21 protein-coding genes are annotated in these 22,381 nt (G+C 66.3%); 11 read left to right on the forward strand and 10 right to left on the reverse strand.

Features of this window, described 5'->3' with window-relative positions; translation table 11 throughout:
* Positions 1–4 precede the first annotated feature (4 nt).
* The 8 genes from nuoG to AC1DVA_RS08895 all read right to left on the reverse strand — a co-directional run bounded on the left by nuoG (position 5) and on the right by AC1DVA_RS08895 (position 7,711).
* On the reverse strand, positions 5–2,068 hold the full coding sequence (gene nuoG / locus AC1DVA_RS08860) for an NADH-quinone oxidoreductase subunit NuoG (protein ID WP_476805634.1): 2,064 nt from the start codon (positions 2,066–2,068) through the stop codon (positions 5–7).
* A 4-nt stretch (positions 2,069–2,072) separates the two neighbouring features.
* A complete protein-coding gene (gene nuoF / locus AC1DVA_RS08865; RefSeq protein ID WP_476805635.1) occupies positions 2,073–3,377 on the reverse strand; it encodes an NADH-quinone oxidoreductase subunit NuoF in 1,305 nt (434 codons plus the stop codon).
* Positions 3,378–3,388: 11 nt separating this feature from the next.
* Entirely contained in the window at positions 3,389–4,306 is a 918-nt protein-coding gene (gene nuoE / locus AC1DVA_RS08870) for an NADH-quinone oxidoreductase subunit NuoE (protein ID WP_476805636.1), read from the reverse strand.
* Between the two features lie 99 nt (positions 4,307–4,405).
* The gene (locus AC1DVA_RS08875) at positions 4,406–5,596 is read right to left on the reverse strand and encodes an NADH-quinone oxidoreductase subunit D (RefSeq protein WP_265053618.1); all 1,191 of its coding nucleotides are present in this window, start codon (positions 5,594–5,596) and stop codon (positions 4,406–4,408) included.
* Entirely contained in the window at positions 5,593–6,033 is a 441-nt protein-coding gene (locus tag AC1DVA_RS08880) for a GFA family protein (protein ID WP_476805637.1), read from the reverse strand. The genes AC1DVA_RS08875 and AC1DVA_RS08880 overlap by 4 nt, the downstream gene beginning before the upstream one ends.
* Entirely contained in the window at positions 6,033–6,638 is a 606-nt protein-coding gene (locus tag AC1DVA_RS08885) for an NADH-quinone oxidoreductase subunit C (protein WP_476805638.1), read from the reverse strand. The genes AC1DVA_RS08880 and AC1DVA_RS08885 overlap by 1 nt, the downstream gene beginning before the upstream one ends.
* A 41-nt stretch (positions 6,639–6,679) precedes the next feature.
* Entirely contained in the window at positions 6,680–7,264 is a 585-nt protein-coding gene (locus AC1DVA_RS08890) for a NuoB/complex I 20 kDa subunit family protein (RefSeq protein ID WP_265053621.1), read from the reverse strand.
* A gap of 66 nt (positions 7,265–7,330) precedes the next feature.
* The gene (locus tag AC1DVA_RS08895; RefSeq protein WP_442864984.1) at positions 7,331–7,711 is read right to left on the reverse strand and encodes an NADH-quinone oxidoreductase subunit A; all 381 of its coding nucleotides are present in this window, start codon (positions 7,709–7,711) and stop codon (positions 7,331–7,333) included.
* Between the two features lie 340 nt (positions 7,712–8,051).
* On the opposite strand from AC1DVA_RS08895, the gene AC1DVA_RS08900 reads away from it, so the two are divergent.
* Positions 8,052–8,762, forward strand: a complete 711-nt coding sequence (locus AC1DVA_RS08900) for a YcbK family protein (protein ID WP_476805639.1) — start codon at positions 8,052–8,054, stop codon at positions 8,760–8,762.
* Positions 8,763–8,795: 33 nt separating this feature from the next.
* Here the strand turns inward: AC1DVA_RS08900 and AC1DVA_RS08905 are convergent, their stop codons facing one another.
* Positions 8,796–9,770, reverse strand: a complete 975-nt coding sequence (locus AC1DVA_RS08905) for an aldo/keto reductase (protein ID WP_476805640.1) — start codon at positions 9,768–9,770, stop codon at positions 8,796–8,798.
* A 359-nt stretch (positions 9,771–10,129) separates the two neighbouring features.
* Between AC1DVA_RS08905 and AC1DVA_RS08910 the strand changes: the two genes are divergently transcribed.
* From AC1DVA_RS08910 to AC1DVA_RS08925, 4 genes are all read left to right on the forward strand, one after another.
* Positions 10,130–10,804, forward strand: coding sequence for a response regulator transcription factor (locus AC1DVA_RS08910; RefSeq protein ID WP_476805641.1), 675 nt, complete (start codon positions 10,130–10,132; stop codon positions 10,802–10,804).
* Positions 10,801–11,262: a hypothetical protein gene (locus tag AC1DVA_RS08915; protein ID WP_476805642.1), complete on the forward strand. Its 462-nt coding sequence runs from the start codon at positions 10,801–10,803 to the stop codon at positions 11,260–11,262. Before AC1DVA_RS08910 ends, AC1DVA_RS08915 begins: the two co-directional genes overlap by 4 nt.
* Positions 11,259–12,164, forward strand: coding sequence for a sensor histidine kinase (locus AC1DVA_RS08920; RefSeq protein ID WP_476805643.1), 906 nt, complete (start codon positions 11,259–11,261; stop codon positions 12,162–12,164). The genes AC1DVA_RS08915 and AC1DVA_RS08920 overlap by 4 nt, the downstream gene beginning before the upstream one ends.
* 159 nt (positions 12,165–12,323) lie before the next feature.
* Positions 12,324–12,953 carry an outer membrane protein gene (locus tag AC1DVA_RS08925; protein WP_476805644.1) on the forward strand — a complete coding sequence of 210 codons (630 nt, stop codon included), beginning with the start codon at positions 12,324–12,326 and terminating at the stop codon, positions 12,951–12,953.
* Between the two features lie 63 nt (positions 12,954–13,016).
* Here the strand turns inward: AC1DVA_RS08925 and AC1DVA_RS08930 are convergent, their stop codons facing one another.
* On the reverse strand, positions 13,017–15,566 hold the full coding sequence (locus tag AC1DVA_RS08930) for a bifunctional acetate--CoA ligase family protein/GNAT family N-acetyltransferase (protein ID WP_476805645.1): 2,550 nt from the start codon (positions 15,564–15,566) through the stop codon (positions 13,017–13,019).
* A gap of 252 nt (positions 15,567–15,818) precedes the next feature.
* Between AC1DVA_RS08930 and AC1DVA_RS08935 the strand changes: the two genes are divergently transcribed.
* The 6 genes from AC1DVA_RS08935 (at position 15,819) to metC (ending at position 22,321) form a co-directional block, all read left to right on the forward strand.
* Positions 15,819–17,315, forward strand: a complete 1,497-nt coding sequence (locus AC1DVA_RS08935; protein WP_476805646.1) for a sensor histidine kinase — start codon at positions 15,819–15,821, stop codon at positions 17,313–17,315.
* Between the two features lie 26 nt (positions 17,316–17,341).
* Positions 17,342–17,755 carry a response regulator gene (locus tag AC1DVA_RS08940; RefSeq protein WP_476805725.1) on the forward strand — a complete coding sequence of 138 codons (414 nt, stop codon included), beginning with the start codon at positions 17,342–17,344 and terminating at the stop codon, positions 17,753–17,755.
* Positions 17,756–17,777: 22 nt separating this feature from the next.
* The gene (locus AC1DVA_RS08945) at positions 17,778–18,845 is read left to right on the forward strand and encodes a histidine kinase dimerization/phosphoacceptor domain -containing protein (RefSeq protein WP_476805647.1); all 1,068 of its coding nucleotides are present in this window, start codon (positions 17,778–17,780) and stop codon (positions 18,843–18,845) included.
* A 192-nt stretch (positions 18,846–19,037) separates the two neighbouring features.
* A complete protein-coding gene (locus AC1DVA_RS08950) occupies positions 19,038–19,991 on the forward strand; it encodes an HAD family hydrolase (RefSeq protein ID WP_476805726.1) in 954 nt (317 codons plus the stop codon).
* 142 nt (positions 19,992–20,133) lie between these two features.
* Complete coding sequence (locus AC1DVA_RS08955; protein WP_476805648.1) at positions 20,134–21,012, forward strand: LysR substrate-binding domain-containing protein; 879 nt, start codon at positions 20,134–20,136, stop codon at positions 21,010–21,012.
* 124 nt (positions 21,013–21,136) lie between these two features.
* Positions 21,137–22,321 (forward strand): cystathionine beta-lyase, encoded by a 1,185-nt coding sequence (gene metC / locus AC1DVA_RS08960; RefSeq protein WP_476805649.1) that lies wholly within the window; start codon positions 21,137–21,139, stop codon positions 22,319–22,321.
* Positions 22,322–22,381: the final 60 nt, after the last annotated feature.

Raw genomic sequence — 22,381 nt, forward strand, 5'->3', positions numbered from 1 at the left:
CCGCTTACTCCGCCGCCTGCTGGTGCCGGCCGGAGGCCAGCGCCGAGCATTCCGCCATCACGGCGGAGGCACGCGCGATCGGGTTGGTCTGATAGAAGTCGCCGATGACCGGGGCGAACCCCGCCTTGTCGGTCTTGCCGCCGAGGCCTGCGAGCTGGCCGATGCCGGCCGCATCATTGCCCGGCAGGACATCGAGCGCGGCGAAATGCGGATGCGCCTCGTAGAGCGCCTTGCGCAGGCCCGACAGCGAGTCGAAAGGCAGCGTCTTGCCCAGAGCGGCCGATAGCGCACGCAGGATCGCCCAGTCCTCGCGGGCATCGCCCGGCGGGAAGGTGGCGCGGTCGCCCATCTGCACACGGCCTTCCGTGTTCACATAGGTGCCGGACTTCTCGGTATAGGCAGCGCCCGGCAGGATGACGTCGGCGCGATGCGCGCCCTTGTCGCCATGTGTGCCCTGGTAGACGACGAAGGCACCTTCCGGCACCTCGATCTCGTCGGCACCGAGCAGGAAGAGCACGTCGAGCGCACCGGGCTGGATCATGGCGGCAACGTCCAGGCCGCCTTCGCCGGGCACGAAGCCGAGATCGAGCGCGCCGACGCGGGACGCCGCGGTGTGGATCACGCCGAAGCCGCTCCACCCCTCCGTTACGGCACCGAGCGCCTGCGCCGCCTTGGCCGCGAGCGAGAGCACCGCTTCGCCGTCGGCGCGTGCGAGAGCGCCCTGCCCCACCAGCACCATCGGCCTGCCGCCCTTGGCCTCGGCCGGTTTGACGATTTCGGCGAGCGTTTCGGGACCGGCGCCGAGATAGTCGGAAGCGTAAGTGAGATCGGCCTTCTCGCCGATGACGCTGACCTTGAAATCGCCCCGCAGCCAGCGCTTGCGGATGCGGGCGTTCAGGATCGGCGCCTCGCGGCGCGGGTTGGAGCCGATGATCAGCAGCGAGGTCGCATCCTCGATGCCTGCGATGCCGGCGTTGAGGACGTAGGACGCGCGGCCGAATTTCGGGTGCAGCTTCGTGCCGTCCTGGCGCGCATCAAGATTGGCCGATCCGAGCGAGGCGATCAGCGCCTTCAGCGCGAACATCTCCTCGACCGCCGCGAGGTCACCGGCGATGGCGCCGATCTTCTGGGGCGAGGCGGCCTTCACCTTGGCGGCGATGGCGGCGAAGGCTTCGTTCCAGCTCGCGGGGCGCAGCCGGCCGTTCTCGCGGATATAGGGCCGGTCGAGGCGCTGCGTGCGCAGGCCGTCGACGATGTGGCGGGTCTTGTCGGAGATCCACTCCTCGTTCACCGCCTCGTTAAGGCGGGGCAGGACGCGCATCACTTCCTTGCCACGCGAGTCGACGCGGATGGCCGAGCCGACGGCGTCCATCACGTCGATGCTCTCGGTCTTGGAGAGCTCCCAGGGCCGGGCCTTGTTCTGATAGGGCTTGGAGGTCAGCGCGCCCACCGGGCAGAGATCGACGACGTTGCTCTGCAGCTCCGAGCTCATCGCCTGCTCGAGATAGGTCGTGATCTCCATGTCCTCGCCGCGGCCGATGGCGCCGAGATCGGAGGCGCCGGCGACTTCGGTCGTGAAGCGGACGCAGCGCGTGCACTGGATGCAGCGCGTCATCGTCGTCTTGACCAGCGGGCCGATATATTTGTCCTCGACCGCGCGCTTGTTCTCGGCATAGCGCGAGGTGTCCGCGCCATAGGCCATGGCCTGGTCCTGCAGGTCGCATTCGCCGCCCTGGTCGCAGATCGGGCAGTCGAGCGGGTGGTTGATGAGCAGGAACTCCATCACCCCTTCGCGCGCCTTCTTGACCATCGGCGACTTGGTCAGGACGACCGGCGGCTCGCCGTTCGGGCCGGGGCGCAGATCGCGCACGCCGATGGCGCAGGAGGCCTGCGGCTTCGGCGGCCCGCCCTTCACCTCGACCAGGCACATGCGGCAGTTGCCGGCGATCGAGAGCCGCTCGTGGAAGCAGAAGCGCGGCACCTCGGCGCCCGCGGCCTCGCAGGCCTGGAGCACAGTGTACTCCGGCGGAACGTCGACCTCGATGCCGTCGATGAGGAGTTTCGTCATGGTCTCACTCCGCCGCCATCAGGCGCACAGGCTCGCTGTGCGGGTTGGCGGCATAGTCGTCGATGCGCTGCTCGATCTCGTGGCGGAAATGCGCGATCAGGCCCTGGATCGGCCAAGCCGCGGCGTCGCCGAGCGCGCAGATGGTGTGGCCCTCGATCTGCTTGGTGACGTCGAGCAGCATGTCGATCTCGCGCTTCTGGGCGCGGCCCTCGGCCATGCGCTCCATGACGCGCCACATCCAGCCCGTGCCCTCGCGGCAGGGCGTGCACTGGCCGCAGCTCTCATGTTTGTAGAAATGGCTGATGCGGGCGATGGCGCGGACGATATCGGTCGACTTGTCCATCACGATCACCGCCGCCGTGCCGAGGCCGGAGCGCAGCTTCGAGAGCGAGTCGAAATCCATCGGCGTGTCGATGATCTGCTCGGCCGGCACCATGCGCACCGAAGAGCCGCCGGGGATGACCGCCTTGAGATTGTCCCAGCCGCCGCGAATGCCGCCGCAATGCTTGTCGATCAGCTCGCGGAAGGGAATGCCCATCGCCTCTTCGACGTTGCAGGGCTTGTTCACATGCCCGGAGACGCAGAAGAGCTTGGTGCCGACATTGTTCGGCGTGCCGATCGAGGAGAACCAGGCCGCGCCGCGGCGCAGGATGGTCGGGGCGACCGCGATCGACTCGACATTGTTCACCGTGGTCGGGCAGCCATAAAGGCCGACATTCGCCGGGAAAGGCGGCTTCAGCCGCGGCATGCCCTTCTTGCCCTCGAGGCTTTCGAGCAGCGCCGTCTCTTCGCCGCAGATATAGGCGCCGGCGCCGTGATGCACATAGAGATCAAAGGGATAGCCGTGGACGTTGTCCTTGCCGATGAGCTTGGCCTCATAGGCCTCGTCGACGGCTCGCTGCAGCGCCTCGCGCTCACAGACATACTCGCCGCGGATATAGATATAGGCCGCATTTGCACCCATGGCGAAGGAAGCGATCAGGCAGCCCTCGACCAGCGTATGCGGGTCGTTGCGCATGATCTCGCGGTCCTTGCAGGTGCCGGGCTCCGACTCGTCGGCATTGACGACGAGATAGGAGGGGCGCCCGTCGCTCTGCTTGGGCATGAACGACCATTTCAGCCCGGTCGGGAAGCCGGCGCCGCCGCGCCCGCGCAGGCCGGACTTCTTCATCTCGTCGATGATCCAGTCCCGGCCCTGCTCCAGGATGAATTTGGTGCCGTCCCAATGGCCACGCTGGATCGCACCCTTCAGGGAGCGGTCGTGAAGGCCGTAGAGATTGGTGAAGATGCGGTCGCGATCTGCGAGCATGTCCTAATGCCTCACTCTGCCGGCTTGTCGCCGCTCTTGGCGGTCTTAGCACGTGCCCRGGTGGGCTTCGGCTTGCCCTCTGCGGAAGGCGTATCCTGGGCGGCGCTGGTCGGCTGAGCCGGGTCGGACGGCTTCGGCCTGGCCGGCGCGGCGGTCTCGCTCGCCGGCTTGGCGGCGGCCGCCGGAGTAGCGTCCACCTTGGCCGCCTCGGCCTTCTTGGCTTCCGCCTCTGCGGCAGCCTTGGCAGCTGCGGCTTCCGCCGCAGCCTTGCGCTGCTCGGCGATGCGCTTCTGCCAGTCGCCAGCACCGATCATCGAGCCGTCATAGAGCGCCTTGTCGTTCAAGGTCTCGCCGCCGCCTTCCGGCTCGGAGCCGGTGCGGCCGTTCTGCGGGCCGGGATTGGTCGGGCGGCCGCTGCGCAGATCGTCGAGGAGCTGGCGGAAATTGGCGGGCGTCAGGTCTTCGTAATAGTCGACATTGATCTGCGCCATCGGCGCATTGCAGCAGGCGCCCAGGCACTCGACCTCGAGCCAGGAGAGCTTGCCGTCGGCGGTCACGGTCGATTGCGGGCCGATGACGTCCTCGCAGACCTTCTTCAGCGCTTCGGCGCCGCGCAGGGCGCAGGGCGTCGTGCCGCAGAGCTGGACGAAATACTCGCCGACCGGCTGCAGATTGAACATGGTGTAGAAGGTCGCAACCTCCAGCACCCGCATCGGCGCCATGCCGAGGCGCCGGGCGACGGTCTCGATCACCGCGCGCGAAACCCAGCCCTCCTGCTCCTGCGCTTTCCACAGCAGCGGAATGACGGCCGAGGCCTGCCGGCCTTCCGGGTACTTGGCGATCTGCTGGTCGATCCAGTTCTCATTCGCCGCGGTGAAGGCGAAGGAGGCAGGCTGGACCGGATCGGGCGCGAGACGACGGACGGACATATCAATTCACTCCACGCGCGTCATGCTCGGGCTTGACCCGAGCATCTCTGACTCGCTGGCAGATGGCGACGATTCTGCAAGAGACGGCTGAGGGACGGCTCACCGATCGACCTCCCCGAACACGATGTCCAGCGAGCCGAGGATCGCGGAGACGTCGGCGAGCATGTGCTTGCGGCACATGAAATCCATGGCCTGGAGATGGGCGAAGCCCGGCGCCTTGATCTTGCAGCGATAGGGCTTGTTGGTGCCGTCGGAGACCAGATAGACGCCGAATTCGCCCTTCGGCGCCTCGACGGCGGCATAGACCTCGCCTTCCGGCACCTTGTAGCCCTCGGTGTAGAGCTTGAAGTGATGGATCAGCGCTTCCATCGAGCGCTTCATCTCGCCGCGCTTGGGCGGCACCATCTTGCCGTCGAGCGATGAGACCGGCCCGCCGCCATCGGCAGCCAGCAGCTTGTCGCAGCACTGCTTCATGATGCGCACGGACTGGCGCATCTCCTCCATGCGGATGTGGTAGCGGTCGTAGCAGTCGCCGTTCTTGCCGATCGGAATGTCGAATTCCATCTCCTCGTAGCACTCGTAGGGCTGCGACTTGCGCAGGTCCCACGCCGCGCCGGAGCCGCGCACCATCACGCCCGAGAAGCCCCATTTCCAGCAGGTCTCGAGATCGACCACGCCGATATCGACATTGCGCTGCTTGAAGATGCGGTTGTCGGTCAGCAGCGTCTCGAGATCGTCGCAGACCTTGAGGAACGGGTCGCACCATTCGGCGATGTCGTGGATCAGCGAAACCGGCAGGTCCTGATGGACGCCGCCGGGCCGGACATAGGCCGCATGCATGCGCGAACCCGAGGCGCGCTCGTAGAAGATCATCAGCTTTTCGCGCTCTTCGAAGCCCCAGAGCGGAGGCGTGAGCGCGCCGACGTCCATCGCCTGCGTGGTGACGTTGAGCAGATGAGAGAGGATGCGGCCGATCTCGGAATAGAGCACGCGGATGAGCTGGCCGCGGCGCGGCACGGTCACGCCGACGAGGCGCTCGACCGCGAGCGCATAAGCGTGCTCCTGGTTCATCGGCGCGACATAGTCGAGCCGGTCGAAATAGGGCACGGCCTGCAGATAGGTCTTGGCCTCGATCAGCTTCTCAGTGCCGCGATGCAGCAGGCCGATATGCGGATCGACGCGCTCGACCACCTCGCCGTCGAGCTCCAGCACGAGGCGCAGGACGCCGTGCGCCGCCGGATGCTGCGGGCCGAAGTTGATCGAGAAGTTGCGGATGTTGTGCTCGGTCATTGCCGGCCTTCCTGCGCAGCGAAGAACTCTGCGACCACCTGCTCGCCTGTCTTGCGTCGCCGCTCGCCGGCGAAGGCATAGAGTTCAGGCTTTTCGTCGATGAAGATTTCCTCGGCAAAGGCGAGGCCGGGGGCATTGTCGAGGCTCGGGAACGCCACCGCGACATGCCCCTCTCCGGAACGCTGCCGCCAGAACAGGCTGGTGCCGCAATTGCGGCAGAAGACGCGCTCGCCCCACTCCGAGGAGTGATAGACGCCGAGATGCGCCTCGTCCGCGACCGCGACATCCGTGCACGGCACCGTCATCAGCACGCCGCCGCTCCAGCGCCGGCACATGCCGCAATGACACACGTCCATCTCCGCCTTCGCGGCGACAGCCGTGAAGCGAACGGAGCCGCAGAGACAACCACCGGACAGTTTTTCCGCGCCAGCCGCCATTACGCGCCCTTCGCCTTCTCGTCGCCCGGCAGCACGTAATCCGTGCCTTCCCAGGGCGAGAGGAAATCGAAGTTGCGGAATTCCTGGTTGAGCTTCACCGGCTCGTAGACGACGCGCTTCTGCTCGTCGTCGTAGCGAACCTCGACGAAGCCGGTCAGCGGGAAGTCCTTGCGCAGCGGATAGCCCTCGAAGCCGTAGTCCGTGAGGATGCGGCGCAGGTCGGGATGGCCGGAGAACAGGATGCCGTAGAAGTCGTAGGCCTCGCGCTCGAACCAGTTCGCCGCCGGGAAGACGTCGATCACGGAGGGAACGGGCGTCGCCTCGTCGGTCTGGACCTTGACGCGGATGCGGCGGTTATGGTGCGGCGCCAGCATATGGTAGACGACGTCGAAGCGCTTCTCGCGGCCGGGATAGTCGGCGCCAGCGATGTCGGTGAAGTTCACGAAGCGGAAGCGCGGATCGCTGTAGAGCGTCCGCAGTACCTCGACGATCGAGGCTGCTTCGGCATGGATCGTCAGCTCCTCGAAGGCGACGACCGCCTCCGTCACCGCGCCGGGCAGCGCGGCCTTGATCTCTTCGCCGAGTTGTACGAGCGCTTCGCTCATCGTCTCACCTTCATCGCCTGCGGCATCGACCGAAACAGCGCTCAGCGCTCGATCGTGCCGGTGCGCCGGATCTTCTTCTGCAGCAGCAGCACGCCGTAGAGCAGCGCCTCGGCCGTCGGCGGGCAGCCCGGGACATAGATGTCGATCGGGACGATGCGGTCGCAACCGCGAACCACCGAATAGCTGTAGTGATAGTAGCCGCCGCCATTGGCGCAGGAGCCCATCGAGATGACGTAGCGCGGCTCCGGCATCTGGTCGTAGACCTTGCGCAGGGCCGGAGCCATCTTGTTGGTCAGCGTGCCCGCCACGATCATCACGTCGGACTGGCGCGGAGAGGCACGCGGCGCGAAGCCGAAGCGCTCGACGTCGTAGCGCGGCATCGAGAGCTGCATCATCTCGACGGCGCAGCATGCCAGGCCGAACGTCATCCACATCAGCGAGCCGGTGCGGGCCCAGTTGATCAGATCGTCGGTCGCGGTGACGAGGAAGCCCTTGTCGGCAAGCTCGTTGTTGATCTCGACGAAGAACGGGTCACGCGTGCCCATGGGCTTGCCGTCGGGGCCGAGCAGCCCCCTCGGTGCCGGCGCGACGAGCGGGTCGCCGCGATCGATCGCTGTGATTGCCATGAACTAAATCCTCGTGACCTTCAGCCTGTCAGATAGGAAGCGGAACGCCGCCTCGCGACCGGACAGTCAGTCCCACTCCAGCGCGCCCTTGCGCCACTCGTAGACGAAGCCCACGGTCAGAACGCCGAGGAACACCATCATCGACCAGAAACCATACCAGCCGAGGGTGCCGAAGGCGACGGCCCAAGGGAACAGGAAAGCGACTTCCAGATCGAAGATGATGAACAAAATCGCGACCAGATAGAACCGGACGTCGAACTTCATGCGCGCATCGTCGAAGGCGTTGAAGCCGCATTCGTAGGCCGAGAGCTTTTCCGCGTCCGGCTTCGAATAGGCGATCGCGAATGGGGCGATCAGCAGGGCCAGGCCGATGACCGCCGAGACGCCGATGAACAGCACCAGCGGCAGGTAGTCACTCAGGATGGATGGCACCGGAACAGCTTGCATGGTCGGACTCACTTCAGACGGCCGCGGGGCGACGCGCTGTCCCAGTCGCTTAGACCCTCGATTAGAATGAAGCAAGACTCCGCCGCGCCGCACAATTGCGCGAGTGGGTTGAATGCAGCGCAGAATGGGGCAGAATTCGCAGGCGCTCGGGCAGCGCTTCGGATATCCGGGGCGAAAATCGGCTCGAAACGCGTATTTGCAGCTCCGCGAGGATGGCATCAATCCGTTCACCGTGCCGAATCGTTGCGGCCCGGCGGGTGTTGCCTTCCGAAAGGCCTTCGATGTTTCGACCTTTTCCGCCCGCCCCCGAACCTGAACTCCCACAGGCACCGGCGGCATAATGAACCCTGCCTGCCTGCGCGCCCGTCTCGCCCCGGCGCTCTTCGTCCTGCTCTCCACGACGACGGCCATTGCCCAAGAGGGCGAGCGCGTGCGCGCGCCGCTGCCGCCGCAGCGCCCCTTCGATCTCGATCTGGAAGGCACGCCGAAGCTGCCGGATATCGTCGTGCCCTCGGCAGCGCCCACCACGACGGCCCCCCCGACTCGCAGCGCGGCTCAGGACACCCCGCCTGCCGCGCCGTCGACAGAGACGCCGGGCGCCACCCCCGCATCGGCAACACCGCCCGCCGAAGGCACCCTGCCCGCGCCCGGCGAGCCGGACGACGACGAGGGCGTGGAATGGCCGAAGCTCACGCCTGGACAGAAGGCCGGCGCCGAGCCCGATTTCGACCCGAACGAGAAGCCCGAGCGGCCGGGTGTCTCGACCGATCCGGGCACCTCGATCGCCTGCCTGCCCGCCCCGCTGAAGCAGATCCTCGTGAAGATCGTCGACCGCTACGGCGCGGTGAAGGTGACCTCGACCTGGCGGCCGCCCTGGCGGGCGAGACGCGGCTCCTATCACAAGGGCTGCCAGGCCATGGACTTCCGCGTCCCGGGCGTGCGGCCGCGCGTCGTGCTGGAATGGGCCCGCAACCTGCCGGAGGTCGGTGGGCACCATGTCTACTGGAACGGGCTGATCCACATCGACACCGGCCCGCGCCGGCCCTGGTAGCGAGCGACGGCGCGCTTCAGCGCTCCACTCCGGTCATATCGGCAGAGGCGCATGGCCGGGGACCAGCCCTTCGGCCTGGAGGTCGCTCCACAGGCCGGCCGGCACCGGCATGGCGACCAGATCGAGATTGCGCGCGATCTCGGCCGGCGTCACGGCGCCGAGCACGATGCTGGCGACGGCCGGATGGGCAGCGACGAAGGCGAGAGCCGCTTGCGGCAGCGCCACACCATGCGCGGCACAGACCGCCTCGATCCGGGAGACCCTGGCGAGGATCGCGGGCGGCGCCGGCTGATAGTTGTAATACGCTCCTTCGCGGGCACCGGTGGCGAGGATGCCCGAATTGAAGACGCCGGCCAGCATCACGGCGATCTTCTTTTCCAGAGCCAGCGGCAGGAAGCCATCGAGCGCGCCCTGCTCCAGCAGCGTGTAGCGCCCTGCCAGCATCATCACGTCGAAATCCCCGGCGCGGGCGAAACGCTCGCACATCTCGGCTTCGTTGACGCCGACTCCGATGGCCTTGACCGCGCCTGTCGCGCGCAGCTTTTCCAGCGCCTTGTAGGCGCCCTCCATCGTCTCGGCGAAGCGCTGCTCCATCATGTCGCCATGCGTCCAGACATCGACGTCGTGGATCAGCAGGATGTCGACATGGTCGGTGCCGAGACGCAGGAGCGACTGCTCCAGCGAGCGCATCGCACCATCATAGGAATAGTCGATCACGGTCGGATGCGGCAGGCCGCCGCGATAGCCCGAACCGTCATGCTTCGGCCCGCCGGGCTGCATCCAGCGCCCGACCTTGGTCGAGAGGATGACGCTCTCGCGCGGAACCGTGCGCAGCGCCGCGCCGATGCGGTGTTCAGACAGGCCGTGCCCGTAGAGCGGCGAGGTGTCGACGAGATTGATACCCGCCGCGAGCGCGGCAGCGACCGTCGCCTGTGCCGTGGCCTCGTCAAGATGGGCATAGAGATCGCCAAGCGGCGCACCGCCGAAGCCGATGAGGCTGGGCGTCATCCCGGCGATCGGCCGTCCGGGAGGAACGGTGCTAGCGGGGCTCTCGGTCATTGCGCCTCTACCGGGAGCTTCGGCAGTGCCGCCGATGCGATGGCCGAAACATCCGCCAGCAGCGCCACACCCCGGATCATCGTCATCCATTCTCCAATGAAACGGCTCAAGACTCCGATTACCTTTGCGGAGCAAGGCGCTTTCAGCAAGCAAAAATGYCCGAGGTAAAGCCTCTCTCGGCATCATCCTCTCTTAGCCAACCCCAGCGTCCGCGATGACGCCGGGCCTCATATCTTTCCCGCCGTAATGTTCGCACAAGCTAAGGGAGAGATTGTCGAGACGAGATCGTTTCGGTTTATGGGTACCTGATGCGCCTGCTGCTGGTGGAAGACGAACCGGAGTTGGCGGCCGCCTTGACGGCTGCGCTCCAACGGCATGACGCCGTGATCGACCATGTCGCGACGTTGGGTCTCGCCATGGCGGCGGTCGACGACCGGGTTTATGACGTCGTGATACTCGACCGCCAGCTCCCGGATGGCGATGGCATCGGCCTCATCCGGCATGTGAGAGCGCGCGCCAGCAACGTGCCGGTCATCGTCCTGACAGCGCGTGGCTCCCTGCCGGAACGTGTCGACGGGCTCGATCACGGCGCGGACGACTACATCGCCAAGCCATTCGCCGTGGAGGAACTGCTCGCCCGTATCCGTGCGGTGCCCAGGCGGCCGGCGCAACGCCAGCCCATGCATATCCGGATCGGCCGGCTCGTCTTCGATCTCGACGGGCGCGAAGCACGGATCGGCGAGGCGCCGCTCGATCTGCGGCGCCGGGAATTGCTCGCGCTCGAGGCGCTGGTGCGCCGCCAGGGGCGTACGGTGCTGCGCAGCGCGCTTGAGGACGCCGTCTACAGCTACGACGACGAAATCGCCTCCAACGCCTTGGATTCGCACATCTCTCGCCTGCGCAAAAAGCTCGCCGACGCGGAAGCCGGCGTCGAGATCCATGGCATCCGCGGCGTCGGATATCTGCTGCGACCCTGCGCATGAAACTGGGCTGGCCGCGCTCGCTGCGCCGCAGGCTGATCGTCCAGCTCCTGCTGTTCCAGATCGCCGTGCTGTTCGCCTTCGGCACCGCCTTCGTCGCCTACATCCTGCAGGTCGGCGAAGGCGTGTTCCTGATCAATCCCCAATTCGCCGAGGCGGCAGCCCGGGCGATCGTGCGTGAACCGGACGGCACCCTGCGCCTGCAGGAAACCGGCGAAATGGTCGAGCTGCGCCGCACGGCGCCGGAGTTCTGGTTCGTGGCACGCAGCAGCCGTGGGGAAATCGTCGAGACCGGAGAAGTCCCGGCGATCTACCGGACGATGGCGCGCCACCTCGACAGCATCTACTTCGTCGACATTCGCGACAGCCAGCCGCCCTTCACCTATCTCGCCGTGGCGCGGCGCGCCTCGGGACCGGCCGGCGACTTCACGGTGCTCGGCAAGGCCCTGTCTTCAGCATGACTTTCGCCGTCCTGCTCCTGTCGAATCTGCTGATGATCCCGATCCTCATCCTCCTCGTGATCGTGACGGTCATCGTCATCCCCTGGATCGTCAGCCGCGCTTTCTCCCGCGTCGCCGTGGTTGCGAAGGCGGCCGAGTTCATCGATGTCGACCGGCGTGGCTATCGTCTGCCCAGGGCCGACGTGCCGACGGAAATCCACCCTCTGGTCAGCGCGATCAATGGCGCATTGCAGCGGCTCGACGAAGGCTACGAGCGCCAGCGCCGCTTCATCCTCGATGCCGCCCACGAACTGAGGACCCCGATCGCCATTCTGCAGACCCGGCTGGACTCGATGCCCCCGGACGCGCTCAGGACGAGATTGCAGACGGATACGGCCCGGATCGCCGGCCTTGCCGAACAGTTGCTGGACATGCAGCGCCTCAGCCATGACGAGACGCGCTTTCGCCATCTCGATCTCGTGGCCTTGTGCCGAACCGTCGTCGCCGACCTCGCCCCGCTGGCGATCGCCGGCGGCTACGAACTCTCCCTCGAAGGGGCCGATGCCCCCGTTGTCGTCGAAGGCGATTCAGGCTCTCTCGAGCGCGTCGTCACCAACCTGATCCAGAATTCGATCGAGCATGGCGGCGGTCGCGGCCGGATCCTCGTGAATGTCGAAGCCGCCGGCACCGTCGAAGTCATGGACGAGGGGCCAGGCGTTCCGGAAGCTGAACGCGACGCGATCTTTGAACCGTTTCACCGCCTGCAGCCACGCGACCATGGCGCCGGGCTGGGACTCAACCTCGTCCGCGAGATCGTGCATCGGCATGCAGGCCAGGTTTCGGTCGTCGAAAGCCCGCTCGGTGGAGCATGCTTCAGGTTGACACTGCCTCTCGTCGACACGACAAAACAAAAGACTAAATAAATACTAACAAGAACGGCATTTTATCTAAAATAAATTCACAATAATCATGTAAATACTCAGGGCGTCCAATTTAGCTGCAATGCAGCGGCTCGACCATGAATGCATCGACGGCGCGTAAACATATCTCCTCCACGCGCCGGGATCGTCATGGAGAGTTCGATGTTTCGTTCCCTGTTTGCCTTCGCCATGGTCGGCGGCCTGTTGCCGCTGACGGCCAGCGCCGCCGATTTTCGCGGCCGTTATCAAAACCCGCCCGCGGAATACTATGAGCAACCCGCCTATCGCTGGCAGGGCTTCTATCTCGGCGCCCATGGCGGCCTCGCCTTCGGCAAGAGCTTCAGCTTCTCGTCCGACCGCAACGGCTTCGTCGGCGGTCTTCAGGGCGGCTACAACATGCAGTTCGGTCCGGCCGTCGCGGGCGTCGAGGTCGAGGGCTCGTACATGGGCGGCTCCGAGCGGCTCATCGACGGAGCCCGCGTCGAGCAGAACTGGCGCATTGCCGGCAAGGGGCGGCTCGGTCTCAGCTTCGATCGAACCTTGCTCTACGCCACGGCCGGCTATGCCATGACGGAGTTCGAAGCGCCGAGCGGCTCCGGCGTCTCGGACGGGTGGAAAGGCGGCTATCTCGTCGGCGCCGGTCTCGAGCAGGCCTTTGCGGGCGGTCTTTCGGCAAAGGCCGAGTACAACTACGTCAGCTCGAACGGGGTCAAGGCGATCCTGCCCTTCGGCCGTTCGGAAGGCTCCAATGGCGGCCATGTGCTCAAGGCGGGCCTCAACTATCGCTTCTGATGTCCGGAACTCGGCCCCTCCTCCCGAGGAGGGGCGAAGCGATAGGCTCAGGCTGACAGGCTTTCACCCATCGGAACGACCGGGCGTATCCAGGCGCAGGGTGACGCGCTTGACCGATATGTCATCCGGGTCGAAGGCGATCTCGAAGCCGAGGCTCTGGCAGAGCGTCAGCATCGGCCCGTTCTCCGCCAGCACCTGGCTATGAACGCGCCGGATGCCTTCGGCTCTGGCCCAGTCGATCATCAACAGCATCAATGCGCGGCCGAGGCCCATGCCTTTCAGGTCCGAGCGAAGCAGGATCGCGTATTCGGCCTCGACATGACCGGGGTCGGCATGCAGCCGGACCGCGCCGGCCGCCTCGCCGTTCTCGTCCTCGATGGCGAGGAACGCCATTTCCCGCGCATAGTCGAGCTGGGTCAGGCGCGCCAGGAACGTGTGGCTGAAGGATTTCAGCGGCGCGAAGAACCGTAGCCTCAGGTCCTCCGGGGTGACCCGGTTCAGCATCGCGCCGATCAGGAGTTCGTCCTCCGGCTTGATCGGGCGCACCGAAAAGCTGCGGTCACCCAGCATCAGCCGCCTTGTCCAGGCGGCAGGATACGGACGGATCGCCGGGCGGCGGCGGCGTGTGGGGTCTGGTTCGAGCGCGATGCGGGCATCGACCGCGATGGCGCCGTTCGCATCGGCAAGCACCGGGTTGAGATCGAGCTCCCGAATCTGCGGCAGCTCGGACGCCATCTGCCCCAGCGCGACCAGCACGGTGGCGACCGCCCGCCGGTCAGCGGCAGGCACGTCGCGATAGGCCGCCAGGATGCGCGAAACCCGCGTGCGCGAGATCAGGCTCTCGGCCGAAGCGAGATCAAGCGGCGGCAGCGCGACATGCGTATCGGCGATCAGCTCGGCCGCCGTGCCGCCACGGCCGAAGACGATCACCGGCCCGAAGCAGGCATCCGTGGCGAAGCCGGCGATCAGCTCCCGTGCCTTGGCGCGATGGGCCATCGGCTGCACCATGAAGCCGGCCAAGTCAGCCTCCGGTCGCAGCCGGCGGAGACGCTCTGTCATATTCTCTGCGGCCGCACGGACCGCGCCGACATTGGCCAGGTCCAGTTCGACGCCGCCGATATCGGATTTATGCGGAATGTCGGGAGAGACGATCTTGAGAGCGACCGTCCGCCCTGCACCGAATTGCACCTCTGCCGCCGCGACGGCCGCCTCGACATCCGGAGCAATGACGAGATCGAGCATGGGAATCCGGAACAGCGTGAGCAGCCGCGCGACCTCGTCCGGTTCGAGCCAGCTCCGATGTTCTCCGAGCGCCCGCTCGATGATCGCCTCCGCGGCGGCGACATCGGGCAGATATTGTTCGTCGATCGATGGCGGAGTCGCCATCAGCTCCTTGATCAGCCGGGCGTGGCGGGTGAGATGCTGGAACCCCACCACTGCTTCCTGTTCCGTGGAGAATGAGGGAATCCCGGCTGCGGCGAAGATCGCTGCAGCGCTTTCGCCCGCGCCGATCCATGCCGCGAGGACGGGTTTGGTCCGAGAGGTGCCGCGAGCGCTGGCGACCGCGCGGGCGCAATCCAGCGGATCGGCGGGAGCAACCGGCGCGTTGAGCGCGAGCACCGCATCGACCGTCTCTTCCGCCAGCAGGCGAGAGACCGCGTCGTGATAATCCTGCGCGCTGCGGACGATCTCGGGCTCCGCGCGCGGTAGCTGCGCGCCTCCGGCCTGACGGAATCGGCCGGCGGCGAGGGCTGCAAGTCCTTCGCCGTTGCTCACGATGGCGAGCCGGCCGGCAGCGGCCGCACGCGTACGCCCGAGCGTCTCCGCCGCCGCGAAGAGCTCGTCGAGATCGTTCACACGCAGCAGTCCGGCCCGATGAAAGGCCGCGTCATGCGCGCCATCGCTCGTGACGATCAACCCGGCATGGGTCAGGGCAGACGACGCAACCTCCAGGCGCGGCGGTCGCAGCACGAGCACGGGCTTGATTCGCGCGGCAGCCCGCGCCGAGGACAGGAAGCGCCCGGCATCGGTGACGTCGTCGATGGCCAGCAGGATGGTGCGCGTCACCGGATCCGCCGCGAAATGATCGAGGCAGTCGGCGATATCGACATCGGCCCCCTCGCCCACCACCACGGCTCCGGACAGGCCGATCTCGCGCCGCGCGGCCCAGGCCAGGATGCCCGCAGCCACGGAGTTGGACTGCGCGACCAGCGCGAGCGTTCCCGCGGAAAGCTGTACGGGCACCGCGGTCGCGTTGAGGCCGAGGCGGGGCGCGGCGATGCCGAGAGATGACGGCCCGACCAGTCTCATGCCGGCCGCGCGGGCGGCCACGCGCAGGCGGGCGCGGTCGGCAGCCTCCCCGTCTGGTACAAGCAAACCAGCGCATCCGCGTTGTGTCGCCGCGGCCAAGGTCCTCTCCGCAGCCTCGCTGGAGGCGATGACGAGATCGGTCGGGGGCATCGATGGCAGCTCGTCCACCCCCGCGAGCACGACCAGATTGCCGCGATATCCCCCGGCACGGATTTGCCTCGCCAGCTCATCCGTTTCGGCAGACCCGCCGATCACGGTCGTCGTGGCGGGCTCGAGAAGGCGCTTGATCAAGGCGAGCGTCATCGGTCGACCACGTCCGTTGCGGTTCCGCCATCTGACACGATCCCGGCCGGTTCGGCCAAGCCGTTCTCAACGGATTCCATGCGAACCGGAGCTGTTTTCGTCGCTGACGAGGGCGAGACGACGCATCGCCCGCAGAATCGGCCCCGCGCATTCTGCACTGCACGCCGGGTCCGCCTGCGCAATGTCATTTGCTATTGCCCTGCGCTGCGCAATTGGCCAAGACACCGGAACGATCCCCCACTGGTTTGCTCGATGCCGATTTCCCAGGCGTTCTTCCGACGCTCGAACGCCTTTCTGTTGGCCGTCGGCATCGCCGTACTGGTCATCATCGTTTCGACCTCGCTGTGGCTTACGACCGCCAGCGAGCGCTATTTCGGCGAGGTCACGGCGGCGCGCGCGGTTCGCAGCGCTTCTGCCGATCTGCTTTCGCGCGTTCAGGATGCCGAGACGGGACAACGCGGCTATCTGCTCACCCGCGACGAGAGTTATCTCGAGCCCTATACGGCGGCAGTCGCCAATCTGCCGGATAACAAGGCGCGGCTTGAACGGGCGGTTGCAAACCTGCGCGAGGTCGAGCCGAACGTAAAGCGGCTGTCGAGCCGACTAGACCAGAAGATGGCAGAGCTCGCATCGACGCTCGCGCCGGCGCGCAACGGCGATTTCGAAGCGGCACTCGCCGTGGTCGGAACCGGAGCCGGCAAGCAGCTGATGGACGAGATCCGGACCGACCTCGCGGCGATCCTGAACAAGTCCGAAGCGGAACTACGGGAGGCGATGGACGCCCAGATCACGGCCTCCACCCGGCTGCGCTGGACGACGATCATCGGCGCCATCCTGATCCTGGCGATGGCAGGCGCGGCAAGCTGGACGATCATCAGCTACACGCGCGAGCTGGTCGCCACCCGCCGCGAGGTCGAGACGCTGAATGTCGGCCTAGAGGAGCGGGTTCGCCAGCGCACCGATGCGCTCGTGAAGGCGAATGAGGAGGTCCAACGCTTCGCCTATATCGTGACGCATGATCTGCGGGCGCCGCTCGTCAACATCATGGGCTTTACCAGCGAGCTGGAGGCAATGTTCAAGCCGATCGACACCTATGTCGCCGCCGGCCCAGCCGCCTCTCCCGAACAGAAGGCCGAAGCCGAGGAAGCGCTGCGCGTCGACGTGACCGAGGCGATCGGCTTCATCCGGTCCTCGACCCGCAAGATGGACGGGCTGATCAACGCCATCCTCAAGATTTCGCGCGAAGGGCGCAGGGAGCTGCGTATCGAAAGCGTCGATCTTACGGCGCTGATCGAGGCGGCAGCCGCAGCGGTCCATCATCAGGCGAGCGACGAGGACGGCGGCGGAATCACGATCGACTCCCAGGCGCCGCGCATCGTCAGCGACCGCCTTTCGCTCGACCAGATCATGGGCAATCTCCTCGACAACGCCATCAAGTATCGGGCGCCGGAGCGGCCGATCCAGATATCCGTCCGGACGCGGCGCGACCGCGGCGGCTGGGTCAGAATCGAGATCGAGGACAATGGCCGCGGCATCGCGGCCAGCGACCGCGAGCGCATTTTCGAGCTGTTCCGCCGGTCCGGCGTCCAGAACACCGCCGGCGAGGGCATCGGCCTCGCCCATGTGCGGACGTTGGTGCGCAATCTGGGCGGCGACATCGGCGTGCGCTCAGAACTTGGAAAGGGCACGACCTTTACGGTCACCCTGCCGCCGGACCTTGCGGCCTACAAACGGAGTGCCGAAGCGTGACCAACGGAAAACCCGTATCGATCGTCATGATCGAGGATGACGAGGGCCATGCCCGCCTCATCGAGAAGAACATTCGCCGGGCGGGGGTCAGCAACGAGATCATCCCCTTCGCCAACGGAACGGATGCGCTGAATTATCTGCTGGGTCCGGACGGCTCCGGCAGCGTCAGCGCCGGCCGCCAGTTGCTGATCCTGCTCGACCTGAACCTGCCCGACATGGGCGGCGTCGACATCCTGGAGAAGGTCAAGGCGAACATCCACACCAAGCGCTCCCCCGTCGTCGTGCTGACCACGACGGACGACAGCCGCGAAATCCAGCGCTGCTACGATCTCGGCGCCAACGTCTACATCACCAAGCCCGTCGACTATGACGGCTTCGCCCATGCGATCCGCCAGCTCGGGCTGTTTTTCGCCGTCATTCAGGTCCCGGAAACACCATGACCACCTTGCGTGGCCGCTGCTGATGCCGAATCGGCCCATCAATGTTCTGTATATCGACGACGACGCCACGCTCGGACGGCTCGTGCAGCGCATGCTGGCGCGCCATAGCTACGTCGTCGAGCATGTCGAGACGGCCGAGGCCGGCCTTGCTCGCGCCGCTGCAGGAGAGCTGGACGTGGTCATCCTCGACCACGACCTCGGCACGGCCTCGGGCCTCGACGTTCTGGCGGCACTCGCGACCAGCGAAGCACCCCTGCCCGTGATCTATGTGACGGCATCTTCGGAGCTGTCGATCGCTGTCACCGCCCTGAAGGCGGGCGCGATGGACTACGTCGTCAAGACGGTCGGCGAGGATTTCGAGATCCTGCTGACCTCGGCGCTGGAGCATGCCGTCGCCAAGGCCCGCCTGACGCGGGCGCGCGAGCAGGCCGAGCGGGATGTCCGCGCGGCGCGTGACCGCGCCGTCATGCTGCTGGCCGAGGTCAACCATCGCGTCGCCAACAGCCTGTCGCTCGTCGGCTCGCTCGTCAGGATGCAGGCCAATTCCGTGGAGGACCCCGGCGCCAAGGCCGCCCTCGCCGAGACGCAGGCTCGCATCACCGCGATCGGCAACCTGCACCGCAGCCTCTACACCTCGGATGATGTCCGGGCGGTCGATCTCGCCGGCTATCTCCGTTCGTTGCTTGACGAATTCGCCCAGTCGCTGGGCAGCTCCGGCCAGATGCCGACCATCCGGTTCGACGCCGAGCCGGTGCTGGTGAAGACCGACAAGGCGATCTCGATCGGGCTGATCGCGACCGAGCTCGTCACCAATGCGCTCAAATACGCCTATCCGAACGGCGAGGGCGAAGTGCGCGTGAGCCTGTCCTCCACGGCTGACAGAGCCACGCTGAAGGTGCTCGATGACGGGATCGGCTGGAACGGCTCGGGCACGGTGAAGGGAACGGGTCTCGGCAGCAAGATCGTCCGCGCGATGGCGAAAAGCCTGGGCACCGAGCTTCGCTACGACGACACCGGCGGCCGCGGCACGCAGGCCGTCATGGAGCTGTCGCTGGCCGAGATTGCCCCTGCCCCCGCCGAAGCGGATTGAGCGGACGGCTGTCCCAAGCGGGGGCAAGCCCTCAAGCGCTCCGTAACAGTTACAAGCTTTCTGACCAGAGCCGGATGTAGTTCGATGTCCGTCGCGATGACACATGCGGCGAGGCACATCATGGATCAATCCGTCTCATCTCCAGTGCCCGTCACGAGACGGAAAACCCTTGCCGCAGCCGCTTTCGTGTCCATGGGGCTTGCCTTCGGCGTCGGCCCCGTCGCGGCGCAGGCCGATCCGCTTCCATCCTGGAACGAGGGCAGCGCCAAGCAGGCGATCAAGGCCTTCGTCGAGAAGGTCACCAAGGAAGGCGGCCCGGACTTCGTTCCGGTGGCAGAGCGCATCGCGACCTTCGACAATGACGGAACGCTCTGGTCGGAGCAGCCGAACTACTTCCAGGGCATGTTCCTGGTCGACCGGGTCAAGGCGCTGGCGCCCGGCAAGCCGGAATGGCAGACGCAGGAGCCCTTCAAGTCGCTGCTTGCCGGGAATCTGAAGGGAGTCGCCGCCACCGGCGTCAAGGGCATCGAAGAACTCCTCATGGCGACCCATGCCGGCATGGACAGCGCCGAGTTCGAGCGGATCGTCAGGGAGTGGATGGCGAACGCAAGGCATCCGAAGTTCAACCGGCCCTACAACCAGCTCGTCTACAAGCCGATGGTCGAGCTGCTCGCCTATCTCAGGGCAAACGGCTTCAAGACCTATATCGTGTCCGGCGGCGGGCTGGAGTTCATGCGCCCCTGGGTCGAGGCCGCCTACGGCATCCCACCCGAACAGGTCGTCGGGTCGAGCATCAAGCTCAAATACGAGCTCTCCGGCGACAAGCCGGCCCTGCAACGGCTGCCCGAGGTCGACTTTGTCGACGACGGCCCGGGCAAGCCCGTCGGCATCGCCAAATTCATCGGCCGGCGACCGGTCTTCGCCGCCGGCAACTCCGACGGCGATCTGCAGATGCTGCAGTGGACGACCCTCAACACCGGCCCGCGCTTCGCGCTCATCGTTCACCACACCGACGCCGAGCGCGAATATGCCTATGATCGCCAATCCCATATCGGAAAGCTCGACAAGGCCTTGGACGAAGCTCCGTCGAGGGGCTGGCTGGTCGTCGATATGAAGAACGACTGGAAGACGGTCTACGGCCCGTAAGCGCCACCCGAAACGGTCCAGCGACGATACCGAATGGAGATGCGGACGCACGTCGACCTCGGCGCAGGACCTCCTTGCATCTTGGTGACGGCGCCTCGATGCGGCTAAGAGTGGCCTCGGCGAAAGTTTCGGGGCCATCAGGATGAATAGCCGCCAGATCGAGGTCTTCGCCGCCGTGATGAAGGCGGGGACCATCTCGCGCGCGGCCGAGATCCTCGGGGTCACCCAGCCCGGTATCAGCCGGGTGATCGCAGAGCTTGAAAGATCGCTGGGCTTCGCGCTGTTCGACCGCGTGCGCAACCGGATCGTGCCGACGCCGGAAGGGCGAACCTTCTTCGCGGAAGTCGAAGCCAATTTCCGGGGCATGGACAGGCTGCGGGCGAGCGCCGCCCGTATCCGGGACTACGGCGCCGGGCAACTGCGCGTCGCCACCCTGTCGGCCCTGAGTTCCTCGATCGTGCCGAATGCCGTGCTGCGCTTCCGCCATCTGCGCCCGGACGCCACGGTGACGCTCATGGTTCTGCCCTCGCGCGACGTCAGGGACGGCATCGCCGCAGGCACCTTCGACGTGGGCCTCGCCGCCGACGAGATCGATGTGACCGGCGTGGTGCATCAGCCCTTCGTCCAGCCGCGTGCTCTCTGCGCTATCCCGCTCGGCCACCCCTTGGCGGAGCGGGAGACGATCGGCCCGCATGACCTGTCGGGCGTCGACTTCGTCGCCTATGTGCCGGAGGATCGCGCGCGCCAGCGCTTCGACATGATCATGTCGGAGGCAGGCGCGGCGCCACCCCGCGTGGTCGTCGAGACGATCTACGCCGCGACGGTCTGTGCGTTGGTGTCGGAGGGCGTCGGCGTCGGGCTGGTCAGCCCCTATGCGATCGCCGGCCATGACCAGCGCCGCCTCGTCCTGCGGCCCTTCGAACCGGCAGTGCAGAGCCGCAGCCTGCTCATTCTCCCTCCCGACAGGCCGAAGTCGCAGCTCGTGCGCGATTTCATCGACTGCCTCATGGAAGCCCGCTGACGAGGTATAATGACCGGGTATCGAGCTATGCCCTGGCTCGAATTGTAACGCGCTGCTGCGCCGCTACCCTTTGCCTGAACGCGCTCAAGACGCGCGACGACACCGCCCGGCAGGGGAAACGACCATGCACGACCTGACACTTTGCGTTCATCACCCCCGCGTCAACGAGAACGGCTACGCCAGCCTCGCCGTGCCGACGCACCGCGCGTCGACCATCGTCTATCCCGACGCCAAGACTTTCGCCGCGCGCAAATATCGCGGCTTCGACGGCTATACCTATGGGCTGCACGGCACCCCGACGACCCGGACGCTGGAGGCGCAGCTCACCGCGCTCCATGGCGGCGTGCGCACGGTGCTCGTCCCCTCGGGCCAAGCTGCCGTCACCATCGTCATGCTCTCGGTGCTGATGCCGGGCGACAAGGTGCTGATCCCCGATCATGTCTACCCGCCGGTGCGCAGCTTCTGTGCCGAATATCTGGCGCCGCGCGGCATCGCCTATGGCGTCTATGATCCGCTGATCGGCTCAGGGATCGCCGATCTCATCGACGAGACCGTCAAGCTGGTCTGGGTCGAGTCGCCCGGCTCCGGCACGATGGAGGTGCAGGACGTTCCGGCCATTGTCGCAGCGGCCAAGGCGAAGGGCGCGCTGGTCGGCTGCGACAACACCTGGGCGACGCCGCTGATCTTCAAGCCGCTGGAGCATGGCGCCGATTTCGCCTGCGAGGCGCTGACCAAATATGTCGGCGGCCATTCCGATCTGCTGCTCGGCTCGGTCACGGTCAAGGACATGGCGTTGCGCGAAAAGATGAAGGAGACGCTGCGCGCCTTTGGCGTCGGCGTCTCGCCCGACGAATGCCAGCTCGCTCTGCGCGGCATCGAGACCATGGGCCTGCGCGTCGCGCATATGGGCAAGATCTCGGAGGATTTCGCGCGCCGGCTGACGAAATCGCCCGCGGTCGAGACCGTGCTGCATCCCGCCCTGCCCTCCTGCCCCGGCCACGATATCTGGAAGCGCGACATGGGCCGCTCCTCGGGCGTGTTCAGCGCCGTGCTGAGGCCGGTCGCGGAGGCGACGCTCGAGGCGGCGCTGACCGCGCTCAAGGTCTTCGCCATCGGCGCCTCATGGGGCGGCACGCGCAGCCTCATCGCCCCGATGGCCGTGGCTGGCGACCGCACGGTCAATCCCTGGACCTACGAGGGCACGGTCCTGCGCATCAGCATCGGACTGGAGGATCCCGACGACCTCTGGAACGACCTCGATGCCCTGCTCGTGAAGCTGGAAAGGGTGCCGGCGGCCAGCGCCGCCTGAAGCCAACGACAGAAAAGGAAAGCGAACGCGGCGGGCCGTTCCCGCCGCGCAGGAACTGCT

The sequence above is a fragment of the Allobosea sp. P4_C6 genome (assembly GCF_056402015.1).

Bases quoted from the DNA above. Each gene is read 5' to 3' on its own strand.
- nuoG (WP_476805634.1), bottom strand. From the start codon at position 2,068: ATGACGAAACTCCTCATCGACGGCATCGAGGTCGACGTTCCGCCGGAG.
- nuoF (WP_476805635.1), bottom strand. From the start codon at position 3,377: ATGCTCGCAGATCGCGACCGCATCTTCACCAATCTCTACGGCCTTCAC.
- AC1DVA_RS08875 (WP_265053618.1), bottom strand. From the start codon at position 5,596: ATGACCGAGCACAACATCCGCAACTTCTCGATCAACTTCGGCCCGCAG.
- AC1DVA_RS08880 (WP_476805637.1), bottom strand. From the start codon at position 6,033: ATGGCGGCTGGCGCGGAAAAACTGTCCGGTGGTTGTCTCTGCGGCTCC.
- AC1DVA_RS08885 (WP_476805638.1), bottom strand. From the start codon at position 6,638: ATGAGCGAAGCGCTCGTACAACTCGGCGAAGAGATCAAGGCCGCGCTG.
- AC1DVA_RS08890 (WP_265053621.1), bottom strand. From the start codon at position 7,264: ATGGCAATCACAGCGATCGATCGCGGCGACCCGCTCGTCGCGCCGGCA.
- AC1DVA_RS08895 (WP_442864984.1), bottom strand. From the start codon at position 7,711: ATGCAAGCTGTTCCGGTGCCATCCATCCTGAGTGACTACCTGCCGCTG.
- AC1DVA_RS08900 (WP_476805639.1), top strand. From the start codon at position 8,052: ATGAACCCTGCCTGCCTGCGCGCCCGTCTCGCCCCGGCGCTCTTCGTC.
- AC1DVA_RS08905 (WP_476805640.1), bottom strand. From the start codon at position 9,770: ATGACGCCCAGCCTCATCGGCTTCGGCGGTGCGCCGCTTGGCGATCTC.
- AC1DVA_RS08910 (WP_476805641.1), top strand. From the start codon at position 10,130: ATGCGCCTGCTGCTGGTGGAAGACGAACCGGAGTTGGCGGCCGCCTTG.
- AC1DVA_RS08915 (WP_476805642.1), top strand. From the start codon at position 10,801: ATGAAACTGGGCTGGCCGCGCTCGCTGCGCCGCAGGCTGATCGTCCAG.
- AC1DVA_RS08920 (WP_476805643.1), top strand. From the start codon at position 11,259: ATGACTTTCGCCGTCCTGCTCCTGTCGAATCTGCTGATGATCCCGATC.
- AC1DVA_RS08925 (WP_476805644.1), top strand. From the start codon at position 12,324: ATGTTTCGTTCCCTGTTTGCCTTCGCCATGGTCGGCGGCCTGTTGCCG.
- AC1DVA_RS08930 (WP_476805645.1), bottom strand. From the start codon at position 15,566: ATGACGCTCGCCTTGATCAAGCGCCTTCTCGAGCCCGCCACGACGACC.
- AC1DVA_RS08935 (WP_476805646.1), top strand. From the start codon at position 15,819: ATGCCGATTTCCCAGGCGTTCTTCCGACGCTCGAACGCCTTTCTGTTG.
- AC1DVA_RS08940 (WP_476805725.1), top strand. From the start codon at position 17,342: ATGATCGAGGATGACGAGGGCCATGCCCGCCTCATCGAGAAGAACATT.
- AC1DVA_RS08945 (WP_476805647.1), top strand. From the start codon at position 17,778: ATGCCGAATCGGCCCATCAATGTTCTGTATATCGACGACGACGCCACG.
- AC1DVA_RS08950 (WP_476805726.1), top strand. From the start codon at position 19,038: ATGGGGCTTGCCTTCGGCGTCGGCCCCGTCGCGGCGCAGGCCGATCCG.
- AC1DVA_RS08955 (WP_476805648.1), top strand. From the start codon at position 20,134: ATGAATAGCCGCCAGATCGAGGTCTTCGCCGCCGTGATGAAGGCGGGG.
- metC (WP_476805649.1), top strand. From the start codon at position 21,137: ATGCACGACCTGACACTTTGCGTTCATCACCCCCGCGTCAACGAGAAC.